Raw genomic sequence first — 13785 nt, 5'->3', positions numbered from 1 at the left:
TCCTAAATTCGATTTTTAAGCATGTTTGGCAAGCCAAAGCAGTTGCGTCGACTTTGCTGATGACTCAAAGGCTCACTGCCTTGGGTCCGTGATTTATCGGTAAACCACACTACTCCAGCTAACGACTGAGAACTGCAATTTAAAAAGCCATCTGAGCAGCTGTCTAACCAGTTTTGTGTTACTTCAAGACCCACTTGGTTTTGGTAACCACCGCAATAGCTGTCGCTATCCCATACAGCTGATTCAACATCACTGCCCACCACAGTTTCGAATCGAGACGGTAAACTTGGGCGGTTTGGAGTGCCATTCAGCCATTGTGCGTTATACGACGCCATCCAAGATACTTGCTGTTGTTTTACTGCATCGCTGCCGTAGCCCAAAAGCCAACCTAAGCTTTGCTCGAACGAATTACCTGCAATAACCGCATCAGCCAAAGGCGTGCCACCACTTGAAGGTGCCAGTGCAATAGTACGCGTTACTTTGCTAATAATATTTGGATAACGGCTATCCCATGTTGGATTAGATAAAATCCAACGCACCACATTACCGCCATTAGAATGGGTGATCAGGGTTAAATCAGTGATGTTTTTATTATTGATAAATGTAGTGAGCTGCCCAGCTAAACAGCCAGATGCAGCATCTGCCCACATGTACTGATCAAAGTCACAATTAATGACCGTGTAATTACTACTGTTTGGCAAACCTTGGCGAACTGTGTCAACAAAGCTGCCTGTCCAATAGTCATTATACGCATCGCTTTGCTGGCCTGTACCGTGCACAAATGCGACTCCTTGCGCAGCAAAAACATTGTGGCTGATACCCGCTGCCAACATTAAAGCTGGCACTAGTGAGAGTGTTTTTATTTTCATGTGTGTTCCTGTTGATTGTAATCTTATCTATCAGGTTGGAGGAGTGACCTCCGACCAAAAACATAGACCAAACAGGTACGAAAGCAAGAAAACATTTACAATAATTTAACTTTTGGGTGTTTTTTAAGTACAAATTATTAGATTTTAGGAGAAAAAAGTGAGGACAAGACTCGAGTTGCTTTCCCCTCTACTCTCTCTAACTTGCTAACTTTCAATCTGATAGCTGATAGCTGATAGCTGATAGCTGATAGCTGATAGCTGATAGCTGATAGCTGATAGCTGATAGCTGATAGCTGATAGCTGATAGCTGATAGCTGATAGCTGATAGCTGATAGCTGATAGCTGAAAGCTGATAGCTGATAGCTCTTTTGTTCATCGCGCGAAATAAATTTCACGCCTACAGTGCTAGCAAAATATAAACTCATACATTGCACAATGCTAAATAGTGCCGCTGCACGAAAGTACTATATCCTGCCCTGTTTAAACTTCATACATTGTAAATTAAATGTTAAACAGGAGAATACACAATGAGACGCCTATTGACGATGATTACGCTATGCGCAGGTATGAGCACAACGGCTCTTGCAGCATGCAGAGATAATGTTGTACTTGTACATGGAAATACCGCCTCCCCTTCTAGTTGGAGTAACACAATTAATGAATTAAAACGAAAAGGTTACGCCGACAGTGAAATTTTCACCCCAGATTGGGGATCTAAATCTTGCGCGAGCTGCAACGATCATAATGGCAGTGAAGAAACACCAGTGCGTAACGCCATTCTTACTGCAATCAACCAATCTTGCACAGGTAAGATTGATATTATCGGCCATTCAATGGGTGTAACACTCGCAGCGCAGCAAATTTATAAGTTAGCAATGGCATCAGATGTTGATACCTTTGTAGGTGTTGCAGGTGCCGCACGGGGCCTATTAAGTTGTGGTGTTTACCCATACAACGTGTGGAATAACACTTGTGGCTACTATGGCTTATCGGTTGGCAGCCCATTATTAAACAGTATTTATGGAGAAGCATTAGGCGACAAAGTGTATTCAATAAAAAGCTACTCTGATCAAATTGTCTGCTCAACAGGCACTTGCTATGTGTATGGTATTCACAGCAGCCGTTTATGGAATGAAAATGCCACCTACACCTACGTTCTCGGCCACTTTGGTTTGCAAACTGACACCTATGTTAAACAAGTGAGTTTGATTCAATAGCTGCTAACAGCATATTGTCAGTTCTGGGTTGATAAAGGGGTTAGGTAAAAGAAACACCAAACCCCTTTATGTTTTAATCAAACAAGATGCAAGTAGGTTCAGGAACATTTACTGTACTGTTGGTTCTATACTGAAGTAACCCTGTTGTTTGCTCAATCTTAAATACAGCCACAGTATTAGAATGCTGACCTGCCGCTAATAACCACTTTCCTTCAGGGTCCATATTAATATTACGAGGAAACGCACCACGAACATGTTCTGTTTCAAGTAGTCTTAAAGAGCCAGTTGACTCATCGCTTGCAAATACACTCACAGAATCATGACCGCGATTAGCTGAATACACATATTTACCTGTTGGATGTACCAGAATTTCTGAAGCTGAATTAAAGTCTTCCTGCTCTTTAATTGCTTTGCCTAACGTAGGCACTACAAACTCTCGTTTAGTTTGACCAGTTTGTGCATCATACGTAAAGGTAGAAATGCTTAAATCCAACTCGTTTAATAAATAAATGAACTGGCCATTTTTAGAAAAACGCATATGCCTTGGACCGCCTCCTGCTATTGTATCCGCTTGTCCATGCCCGATTAATTCAGCTGCATTGTCTGCTACACGATAGATCATTACAGCATCCAACCCTAAGTCTGGAACAAAGGCAAATTTTGCATCAGGTGAAAAACCAACCCAATGAGGGTGAGGACTATTTTGCCGATCTTTAACGACTTTTGAGCCACCAGTATGCTCTATTAACTGACTACGTTTGATAACTTTACCGTCAGCAGCAAGTGCAAATACCGCCACAGAGCCGCCGCCATACTGAGCTGTTAATAAAAAGCGCCCAGAAGGGTGAACAGCGATGTGTGCCCCACTACCGTCACCAATTTCAACATGATTAAGCAAAGCAAGTTTTCCGTTAGTTAGCTTGCTATATGCAGCTACTACAGGCGTTTTGTCTATTGTCGCTGCTGCATATAATACATTCAGAGTTGGGTGATTAGCTAAGAAGCTCGGCTCTTTGATTTTTGCAACAAGAACTGGTTCAGATAACTTTCCTGTTTTTTTATCTAAAACCGAATGATAAATACCATCACCAGATACTGAGCCTGTACCAAAATAAACATCTTGCTTTGCATAACAAGATGAACCCAAAATAATAGACACGCTCATTAATAATTTGATGAGTGTTTTACAGCAGAACATATTTATTCCCTTTTCATAATTTTTTAAGCAACCAGCAAATATTAACAAACAGATGGGGCCAGGTCTTTCTATTTGACTTTACTCTAACTTCTTAGCGCGAAATAAATTTCACGCCTACGGGTGAGCATTTCGCTTTAACTATATGCAGCTACAATCTAACCTAAACCTTATGGCTTAAAGCTCTTTTGTTTTAATCTGATAGCTGACGGCTGATAGCTCCTTTCTCCTTTCCCCTCGCTAACTTATCGAGTTTCGCTGTGCTCTACCTACACGCTGGTATTAATACCCTTCAAACCTTGTTGCACAACCAATGCCTATGCACTCAACACGGCTATCGAGTTCTAACAGCTCTAAATTATAGCTTTTGCTAACATCTACCTTTTGTAGTGGATTATTAAAAAGGCTGATATCAACTAAATTTTCATGTTCACGTAAATCAATATTTTTTAGTTTGTTATTCGACAAAAAGAGCACTTGAAGCATGGGGTTTGCTGTTAAATCGATAGTGCTTAAGTGGTTATTACTGGCGTAAAGTGCAGTTAACTTTTTATTATGGCTTATGTCTAAAGAGCTAAGCTGGTTGGCATCTAGGTTTAGTTCGCTAAGCATCTTGAACTTGCTTAAATCTAGGTTTTTTAACTGGTTATTTGCAAGCTCAAGGTTGCGAATACCACTCGGTATATTTACTTTTGTGAGCTTATTGCCCGACAGATTAAGTTGATACAGTTCAGGGTTAACAAGCGTCAATTCGCCAGTCAGCTTATTATCATTAAGATTAAGCCATGTAAGTTTACTGTTGTTGCTTACATCCACCTTTGAAAGCTTATTACCACTTAGCATTAAAGTCTTTAACTCTTCGTTCTTACTTACATCGATATTCGCAAGGCTGTTTTGGCTTAAATCAACAAAGAAAAGCTGGCTGTTGTGGCTTATGTCGATTTCGGTCAGTTGGTTTGGCATTTTCTTATCGGTAGGTCTGCTTGTAATGCCACCAATTTCACCAACTATGAAGCTATCCCCTTCATTACTGAGGACTAGTTTTATTAAATTACTAAAATGCTCAAGCCCTTTGGCTGAAGTAATACCGCGATCTTTGCAATGTATTTTTGTCACCTCCCCCACCGTTTTATAGCCACTTTCTTGTAAACATTCTAAGAAATTAGCATCTGCAACCACGCTCTCTAATGATGTATCGTCATTAGCCAAAGCACCACCAACTCTAAGATTTAACACAAGCAAACACGCCAAACCCATTTTAATGGCCACAAAGTTCCCTTTTAACATTATTTCACCTTCAATTTTCAACAACAAAATCAAATGGTTAAGCAAGAGCTCTCACCATCTAAAATCAAAGAATACATAATACAGGTTATTTGGCACTTGCACCCGAAAAGGTTACAGAGGTTGATTGCTTATTAAAAAGTAGGGAGCTTGAAAGTTAGTATCCTAATGGAAAGCAAAGCCCACTAATGTGGGCTTGCAAGTTGAACAACTACTTCAGTACATACTCCACTTTGTGAAGCTGACCAGTAAAAGCAAAAGGAGCTTTATCATAGTAGCTTCGTGAAACAGTGGAACCGAGATCTTTTCCGATATCAAGCGTTTCTGTCGCTGAGTAACGAACAGGTGGTACTTTATCTATCTTACCGGTAGCAATCTTCTTACCGTTAACTAAAAGAGTCGCTTGTCCACCATTTGGTGCTTCACCTTGTTGAATATAATCAAGTGTCAAAGTGACCTCACCCGCTGGTAATGGCTCCTTAGATTTTAAGTAATAGTGATCCTCGTTGAAAAAATTCATTACATAGACAGGTTTATTATCTTCAATGTATAGACTATAACCAGCACTACCACCCCCTACAGCTACTAATACACCCTCTGCACCATCTTTAGGCATATTAAACGTTGCAGTAATTGTGTGAGAGCGACCATATACAGGAGGTGCACTACCCTCTGGCACGCGACTAGTACCTGGTAGATAAGTGAATTTTGATTTCCCTTTGGTCACACTTGGACGTTCAGGGTTCGATGCACGCTCAACAAAACGATCATCAAGTGGATAAACGTTATATTTTTCTGCTTCTTGATCGAAAATAGAGATTAACTTATTAAGTTTATCTGGGTATTTATTCGATAAATCTACCGCCTCAGAAAAGTCTTCTTCAATATTATAAAGCTCCCACTTATCGTTACCAAAGCCAGCTGAGCCACTTAACTCCCATGGCACACCGTGGAAAGAGGCAGCAACCCAACCGTCATTATAAATTGCACGGTGACCACCAGTCTCAAAGTACTGAGTCTTACGCTTACCTTCAGCATTTTTATCATTTAGTGAATACAACATACTTACACCGGCTATTGGAGTCTGCTCTACTCCATTCACTATTTTTGGCTCAGGTATATGTGCTGCATCTAAAATCGTTGGCACGATATCAATTACATGATGAAATTGCGATCGTAAGCCACCATGCTCTTTAATATAGTTAGGCCATGAAATAACAAGCCCATTTCGCGTACCACCGAAGTGTGAAGGTACTCGTTTCATCCATTGGAATGGTGAAGAGCCAGCCCACGCCCAACCAACCGGAAAGTGATTTTCGTGAAGAGGCCCACCGAGTTCATCGATTTTTTCAAGCTGCCCTTCAACAGTGTCAGCAATACCATTCTGAGTCATCATATTGTTAAGCGTACCAGTAGCACTACCTTCAGCACTTGGGCCATTATCACCAGCAATAAATATAATCATGGTATTATCTGCATCGGGTAATTGTGAGATAGCATCAAGCAACCGGCCTACGTGATAGTCGGTATGTGCAGCAAAACCCGCAAATACTTCTTGGTGTCGACTGAATAGCTTCTTCTCGTTGGCAGACAGAGAATCCCACGCCTTAATTTCTTTAGGTCGTTTTGTCAGCTTGGTATTCTGTGGTACTACACCAAGCGATTTTTGTCGTGCAAGTGTCTCTTCACGGACTTTATCCCAGCCCTGATCAAACTTACCTTTAAATTTATCATTCCACTCCTGCGGCGCATGCAAAGGAGCGTGTGTTGCACCCGTTGCAAAGTACATAAAGAATGGTTTATCACTATCGATAGACTCTTGTTGGCCTATCCAGTTTATAGCATCATCAACAAGATCTTCCGTTAAGTGATACCCTTCTTCCGGTTTTTTAGGTGGCTCAACAGGGGTGGTATTTCTAAATAATTGAGGCTCCCATTGACTTGTTTCGCCGCCTTGAAAACCATAAAAATACTCAAACCCAAGTCCTGTAGGCCAATGATCAAATGGTCCTATAGGGCTTGTCTCCCAATCAGGAGTATTGTGCCATTTACCCCATGCAGCCGTGTTGTAGCCATTACTTTTTAATATCTCAGCAACGGTCGCTGTTTCATCGGGCCAAACACTGTGATAACCAGGGTAACCTGTTGAAAGCTCGGTAATCGTGCCTGAAGCAACCTGATGATGGTTTCTACCTGTCAGTAAAGCGGCACGAGTTGGTGAGCAAATCGCGGTAGTGTGAAAACGATTGAACTTTAAACCTTGATTAGCTAATTCATCGATTGAAGGGGTCGGTATTGGCCCCCCAAAGGTGCTGGGGTGGCCGAAGCCAAAGTCGTCAAGTAAAATCACTACGACATTAGGTGCGCCTTTTGGTGCCTGAATTGGCTGCGGATAATCCTGTTTTGAAGTTTCAAATGTTTTGCCTATTTTTCCTTCAAACTTCCCATTACTTATAGGTATCACTGTTCTATCTATTTCGCTAGCATATGCTTGTGGCAGTCCCGAAAGCAGTAATACTGAAATAATAGCTCCCACTCGACTTAAACGATTCATTCCTTTCTCCTTGAAATATCTGAGCTCGATACAGTTTCTAGTATAGATACTTTTTTTCATTTTTTGCGAGTGTTTTTTAAACAAAGTTAAAGGTGATGTAATTGGTTTTTAAATCGCATTTTTATATAGCTTTGTGCATCGAAGCCATTAGTAAAAAAAACTGAATAATATCCATGTATCATTTTCAAACCCCAAATATTTTGCCTCTGAATTATTGTTGTTATTGAAGATATTACTGCTAACAAACTATTTCGATATTTAGGATATTAATAAGCTCAGCTGAAGATTTAAAAGCTGGTAGCATATTTACTCAAGGGCCTAACAAAAGAACAGCGTCGAAGTGGCTTGGAGTGTCAAAATAATCATCAAAAAGTCTGAAGTTACGAATATTAAAAGTGAAGTAAGAACGCTATTAATCGTGTATCACGCAGGGTTTCTCTTATCTGTATGGCAGATACTTTCTGCGAAAAGGCGAGCCATCGCTCCGCCATCTATATTTAGTGAATATTTAACCTCAATTGTGTTTGTATGAACTCGATAACAGAAAGATAACAGCTCCATATATTCGCCAACTAAAAAGCCGTTGCATTGCAGCAACGGCTTTTTGTATTTGAATTAAGTTAAAACTAATTTCAGACTTGTCCGTTTTGATTATCGTTTACTCGCTAGACAATACGGCGCTAAGGCAAATGCATACTTTGAAATGGTTAAAATAGTATTAACTTATTTGTCGAATCTATAAGTTAATCCTAAAAAGAAACTACGCCCACTTTTTGTTGTATTGTATGCACGATCATTTGAGTCACTATAGAGCTCTTGCCTTTCATCAGTAAGGTTTAAACCTTCGAAAGTAAAGTCAAGTTGCTCTGAAAGCTTATACCTAGCTGAAAAATCAATATAATTTGTGGAATGATAGCCTGACTCATCTTGGTCTGTATTCCCAGCTTCCAAAGAAAGTATATAGTTACTTCTGTAAGCTGAAGAAATTCTCGCGTCCCAATCATCTGTTTCATAATATAAGGTTAGGTTATAAGTTTGTTTTGATAGGCCTGCAAAAGGTTTTAGCTGATTCTTTCCTGATCCTTGTACATCACGGTAAAGAGTCTCACCGTCTGCCCATGTAAAGTTAGCGTTTATACCAAAATTACTAAATGGTGAAGGTAAGAAATCAAAGTCTTTAATTAACGAAACTTCAAAGCCTTTTATAATAGATGAGTCAGAGTTAACTGGTTTTGAGACAATAAACAAGTCATCAATAGAGTCCCCACTTTGTAATAATGAAGCTGGTAGTCCTAGTTCACTGTATTTAATCAACTCGGCTTGCTCAATAACAAAGTTATTAATATTCTTATAAAACAATGAAAATGAGAAAAGACCTTGGTTTTTAAAATACCATTCGTAGGATGAGTCAATATTCATTGACTCAAATGGTTTTAGTTCAGGGTTTCCAATTGAAACATTCCCTACTTCACCTTCCGCCCTTGATGCTTGAGAAACACTCGCAGAATAAGACAAATCGGATAGCGAAGGCCGTGTAATATTTTTACTTGTTCCAAAGCGAAACAACATATCATCCGCAAAGTCCCAAACTAAGTTAAAGCTAGGTAGCCATTTTGAGTAACTTTTATCGCGTTGAGTCAGGTATCCTTTTGACAACCCGATAGATCTTAAATCTGTGTGAAACCAACGTAGACCTATTTGGTAGTTTATTGGATAAATACAAGTGTCATTTTCAGATTTTAATAGAGCATAAAAAGCATTTGTTTTCTCTTCCAAGTTAAAGTTTGTTGAGGGTATAACAAATTCAGAGCTTAACGTAAGAGACTCTAAGCCATAATAAGATTGAACTTCGCTAATGTCGGCTTCCACCCATTCCGAATCTGGGTGTTGACTAAACAGCTTCGAATTATTATTTGATATTAATAAACCACCTGCGTTTTCTTTTATTTCAACAAAAGGGTAATAAGAAAAGACGCGATCATGCCCTGAGTTTTTTAAAGTACTGTGAGTTAAGCCTAGCTGCAGCTCAGTTTCTTGACTCAAGTCGTAAATAAGTTCTAATTTAGAATTAAATACATTTGTTTCAACATAGTTTTCTTGGAAATAGAGATCTTTTACTTTAAATTTAGATGGATTAGTTGTATCAAAGTGGGGTGAATAACTATTACCATAAAAAGCATCTTGCCTAAAGTCAGTAATGATTTTAAGATCATCCGCAATAATATTTACTTTATTTAATTTTGGTTGCTGGTAGTCAGAATCATTTGCACCTATAACAACATTTAAGCTCAGATCATTCTTTAAAACGTAGTGAGTATCAATAGAAAATTGCTTGAATACTGATTCATTAAAGTCTTTACGGCTTTCGACTCTCCACGATGCATCTGGATATTCAGCATAAATAACTTCATTCGCAGTATTTCTTTCTTCCCAAATTACGTTTAATACCCGTTTATTATTTTTAACCGCTAGGTGATGCTCATCTAAATCGTTTTTAAGCGAGTTATACAGTAGGTTTATTACCGTTTCTAATTTACTATTAGGCTTAAATTGAAGTGCAACATCAACCCCCAACCTTTTTTGATTATTATTCCATAAGGAATATCGATGCCCTCTTGGGTACCATAGCCCTAATTTATCCAGATGCTCTTGCTGTTGAGCTAACTCACCAACATACTGTTTTTTTTCTTGTCTCCAACGGGTAGTGTTTGTTCCATACTCTGTAGCACTTCGTTCTGAGTAAGTAGTTAAAAGTAGTGCTCCCCAATTACCCCATAATCCTGAATACATCATAGAAACTCGAGGATCTGATTGCTGGTTAATTGAGTTAAAACCGTGTTTATATGAAATAACACTCTCTGATTTTTTAAAATCAAAAGGCAAAGGAGTTTTTAATGCAACATTCCCACCAATTCCCCCCTCAGCCATGGAAGCTTCATAAGATTTTTTTACATCAACTTGGCTAAACAATTCGGCTGAAAACAAGTTAAAGTCAAACGCTCTACTGCGTGATACGGCACCTCTAGCATCCATTGGAGATGAAGTCATTCCTAGAGCCTCAATACCATTTATGGTTACTTTTGTGAAATCAGGACCTAAGCCTCTAAGAGAAATTTGCCTCCCCTCGCCAGCCTCTCGTGTAATAGTAACTCCTGATACTCGTTGTAAAGAATCAGCTAAATTTAAGTCTGGAAAATCGGCAATATCTTCTGCCAATATTGTATCCTGAGTAATCATTGCTAATCTCTTTAACTCGCTAGCCTTTCTAAGAGAATCACGAAAACCCATAACAACGATTTCTTCCGAGACAGGCAAACTTTGAAGTGATAAATTTTTTTTTAACACAGGCCTCGAAGAGGTAAGAGGCTCAACTTGTTTTGGGCAAGTTGACAACACCCAACCCGAATTGATTTCTCGTGCACAAAGTGGTGTTTCTGCAAGCAACTTAGAAATTAACTGTTGAGCAGTAAAAAGCCCCTCAATAGGTGACGATTTATAGTCTTTAATAAGCTTAGGATCATATAAAATTGTCTGTTCAACAGTGCGAGAAAACAAATTTAAAGCTTGCTCTAAAGATTGTTGCTCGAAAATAACGTCAAACTGAATTTGTTGAGCCGCAATTGCTCCGTTCGATAGCAATAACAACCCCAAAATCCTATGTTTTTTTAGCATAATCTCATGGTGTCAAAATTAGGTAATCATTATTTTCAACAATATTTAGCGAGTACATTTGACTCAACATATCTACAACTTGATCTGTATCGTCTAATCTAAAACGGCCCGCAACTTTCTGATCCATAAGCTGCGTAGTTTTTAAAACTATTTTCTTTTTACTATATCTATTTAAGTGCTCTACTAAATACGCTAAATTTTGATCTGAGATCTCAATCCAACCAGAACGCCAATCAACGAAGTTAGTTAAATCCACCTTACTTATCTCACTCGTTATTTCAGCTTTAATACGCACCCTCTCTCCTGTTTTTACTAACGTGTGACGACCAGTTGAATTATTCTTCACTTCAACGATTCCTTCATACACCGTTAATTCAGCAAAGAATTGGTTTGTATCAATATTAAATTGTGTTCCTACTGCTTTTATATCTCCGAAGTCAGTAGACACAATAAACGGACGGCTTTTATCTTTTGCGACAGAAAAATAGGCTTGTCCATCTTTAAGTAAAAGTCCACGCCTTGATGATGAGTAATCGACTTTAATTTCGCTAGATGTTTGAAGCTCTAATTGACTACCATCTGACAATTTATAATTTGCAGATTGGTGTTTAGCAGTTAAAACATAGCTTTCTTCTTGCTGCTCGCTTTGGTAAAAATATAGAGCAAGGGTCATAACTAAAGCACAACAAAATGAAGCAGCCATTACACTAAAATAGAATTTAGGCTTTATACGTTTTGTATTTAACCTCTTAAAAGCATTCTCAATATCAGGATCTTGCCAAGTTGCTAACATAGATTCAAAAGTCTGCCTATTTTGCGGTGAGGTATTAAGCCACTTAATAAAACGACGTTTTTGTAGATCATCAAGTTTTCTATCTGCAAGCACATCAATCCATGAAGCAGCTTCTTGGTACACATGATCATTCATTTTTGGAATATCTTTTATAGGCATTTATTTTGTCTTTTCATCTAGGTAGCGCTGAATATCGACCATGGCTCTTGATATATGGCGAGTCACAGTTTCTGATGATATATTCAGTTGATTCGCGATTGACTCTCTACTTTCTCCGTTTAACCTTCTTAACTCAAAAACACGTCGGCGTTGCTCAGGCATTTTTTCTAACGCTTGATAAATTAACTCTAGCTTTTGTGTTCTTTGTAAATTTAGTTCTGGATTCGTTTGCGTAGTTGAAGCTTCTTCAATTCCTTCTTCATAGTTTAATTTTCGTTGAGTCAAAAGGTTTTTAGCAATACTGATAGCATAAGCTATGGGATTAGAAATAGGGCTTTTCTTCGCTTGCTCTAACACTCTGACAACTGATTCTTGATAAATATCCGCAGCTTCTTCTGAACATTGTGCTCTTCGTGATAAGTACCTTCTTAATTGACTACTTTCTAAAAGACACTGCTGCTCACTCGGCTCTTCAACTTCAGGCATTGTAGTTACACTTTGAGGGTTTGCGCCCGACAATACAACAGTATTATTACAATTGTATTGTCGTTTATAAGTTTCTAATTTCATGAGTTATTTAATGTACACAGGATTACTGTAAAACCATAAATCCCCCCAAGGATTTTCACCTTTTTGGTCTACTTCGGGTTCTAACTCATTAAGAAGATTAGTTCCTCTAACCCTGATATAACCCTTTTTAGTATTCGCAGGTAAAGTAAAAGTCATCACTTTATAGCCTTGCTTATCTTTCCAGTCCTTTGAATAAAAACGTTTCACCACTTTTGTGGTTGGATTAATATTTTGTTCAATAAACTTTTGGTCAATTAATACCTCACCATAAATTAAATCCACTCTTACAACACGAGGTGAGTCACCATTAAAGTTTTTATGTTTTGGTGATTTAAATGCAATAGTTACAACAAGAGGATCTGAGTTTTTATTTGTTAGCGACTCTCCAATTTGTGCCTTTCGTTCCCCTTGTGAAACAAAGACGAACAAGCTATCAATAAGATCCCCTGTAGTTATAAAAACCTTTCCGGCTCTAAATGCCTCCAGTACGCTTGAGTAATCCTTTTTAGCGTATACATAGGTTTTTGCATACTCGCCTGGCCAAAAATCTGTGCGCCCTTCAGTATAATGTGCATGGCTATCAGAAACGGCTGTGACACTCCACTTGCGACCTTCACCCAAAAAACTGTCCCAAACGCCGCCTACAATCGCAGACATTTGATCCGTTCCACCATGAGTGGGATAGCCATAATACTCTGCACGTTCGGCTGTAGAGTCAATCGAACCATCAGGATTCAAACTTGCTGCTTGATGACCCGGAATAGCAGTCATTCCAGTAATAACATTAGGTGCAGCATCCTGCCATTCACGCATTTTTTTGGGAGTTACTTTAGTAAAAGTATTCAACCGTGGAGCTTGCCGTGCAGGATGATTTACAGCTAGGATAGGTTTAGGTGACATTGCTTGCATATGCTCAAGCGCTTTAATCATAAACGCTTGCGTACCTCTTAAATATTCATTTGGTGATACTTCACGACGATTAAATTTACTTTCTATTTGATATAGTTGCTCAGCCTCTTTATCACTTTTTGGAATAATTAAACTGCCATGGCGAGCAGATGGCATGTCAAACTCCATTCCATAAAACTGTAACACTTGTGGAATAGCTTTTCGTGAATCAAGTAACTCTGGATATGCTTGCTCAAAATTAAGTTTACTGTGTCCAGGGCCACCATGATCTGTCGTCACCATCCAGTCCAAACCATGCATTTTTGCCATTGCTGCATTTAGCGCAGTAAAATAATGTGCATCGCCAAAGAGAATTGGAGTTGGGGGTGTTGTTTCTAAGTTCCATTTTGCACTGTACTTACCGTGAACGTGATGGTCACCTGCTAACCAAGTCCTTTCCCCCTCTGGAATGATAAATTCTTCATCCGAACTTTTAGGAGAGTTAGTTGAACAGCTTGAAATAAAAACCACAAAAAAAATAGTATATTTATTACTCATTACCGAATCCCAGTAAAGCCACAAAG

Annotated in this window: 10 protein-coding genes; 1 reads left to right on the top strand and 9 read right to left on the bottom strand. The window is 38.8% G+C overall.

The window, feature by feature from the left end; genetic code table 11:
- Nucleotides 1–2: 2 nt before the first annotated feature.
- Together EVU92_RS08600 and EVU92_RS08595 are read right to left on the bottom strand one after the other, a co-directional pair.
- Nucleotides 3–869 carry a hypothetical protein gene (locus tag EVU92_RS08600; RefSeq protein ID WP_167658072.1) on the bottom strand — a complete coding sequence of 289 codons (867 nt, stop codon included), beginning with the start codon at nucleotides 867–869 and terminating at the stop codon, nucleotides 3–5.
- 137 nt (nucleotides 870–1006) lie between these two features.
- Nucleotides 1007–1294 (bottom strand): hypothetical protein, encoded by a 288-nt coding sequence (locus EVU92_RS08595; protein WP_130050869.1) that lies wholly within the window; start codon nucleotides 1292–1294, stop codon nucleotides 1007–1009.
- A 102-nt stretch (nucleotides 1295–1396) separates the two neighbouring features.
- Here EVU92_RS08595 and EVU92_RS08590 point away from each other — a divergent pair, with 102 nt between their 5' ends.
- Nucleotides 1397–2086, top strand: a complete 690-nt coding sequence (locus EVU92_RS08590) for an alpha/beta fold hydrolase (RefSeq protein WP_130050868.1) — start codon at nucleotides 1397–1399, stop codon at nucleotides 2084–2086.
- A gap of 73 nt (nucleotides 2087–2159) precedes the next feature.
- On the opposite strand, the gene EVU92_RS08585 is transcribed toward EVU92_RS08590, so the two are convergent.
- The 7 genes from EVU92_RS08585 to EVU92_RS08555 form a co-directional block, all read right to left on the bottom strand.
- Nucleotides 2160–3284 carry a lactonase family protein gene (locus tag EVU92_RS08585; protein WP_130050867.1) on the bottom strand — a complete coding sequence of 375 codons (1125 nt, stop codon included), beginning with the start codon at nucleotides 3282–3284 and terminating at the stop codon, nucleotides 2160–2162.
- Between the two features lie 279 nt (nucleotides 3285–3563).
- Nucleotides 3564–4568 (bottom strand): hypothetical protein, encoded by a 1005-nt coding sequence (locus EVU92_RS08580; RefSeq protein ID WP_130050866.1) that lies wholly within the window; start codon nucleotides 4566–4568, stop codon nucleotides 3564–3566.
- 208 nt (nucleotides 4569–4776) lie between these two features.
- Nucleotides 4777–7119: an arylsulfatase gene (locus EVU92_RS08575; RefSeq protein WP_130050865.1), complete on the bottom strand. Its 2343-nt coding sequence runs from the start codon at nucleotides 7117–7119 to the stop codon at nucleotides 4777–4779.
- 723 nt (nucleotides 7120–7842) lie between these two features.
- Entirely contained in the window at nucleotides 7843–10791 is a 2949-nt protein-coding gene (locus EVU92_RS08570) for a TonB-dependent receptor (RefSeq protein ID WP_130050864.1), read from the bottom strand.
- Nucleotides 10792–10795: 4 nt separating this feature from the next.
- The gene (locus EVU92_RS08565) at nucleotides 10796–11743 is read right to left on the bottom strand and encodes a FecR domain-containing protein (protein ID WP_130050863.1); all 948 of its coding nucleotides are present in this window, start codon (nucleotides 11741–11743) and stop codon (nucleotides 10796–10798) included.
- Nucleotides 11744–12229: a sigma-70 family RNA polymerase sigma factor gene (locus tag EVU92_RS08560; RefSeq protein ID WP_240701303.1), complete on the bottom strand. Its 486-nt coding sequence runs from the start codon at nucleotides 12227–12229 to the stop codon at nucleotides 11744–11746.
- Nucleotides 12230–12316: 87 nt separating this feature from the next.
- Complete coding sequence (locus EVU92_RS08555; RefSeq protein ID WP_130050861.1) at nucleotides 12317–13759, bottom strand: phosphoesterase; 1443 nt, start codon at nucleotides 13757–13759, stop codon at nucleotides 12317–12319.
- Nucleotides 13760–13785: the final 26 nt, after the last annotated feature.

It is taken from the genome of Pseudoalteromonas sp. MEBiC 03485 (assembly GCF_004195145.1).
GTDB lineage: Bacteria > Pseudomonadota > Gammaproteobacteria > Enterobacterales > Alteromonadaceae > Pseudoalteromonas > Pseudoalteromonas apostichopi.
The sequence above is the reverse complement of the archived record's forward strand: the minus strand, read 5'-3'. Positions and strand labels throughout refer to the sequence as shown.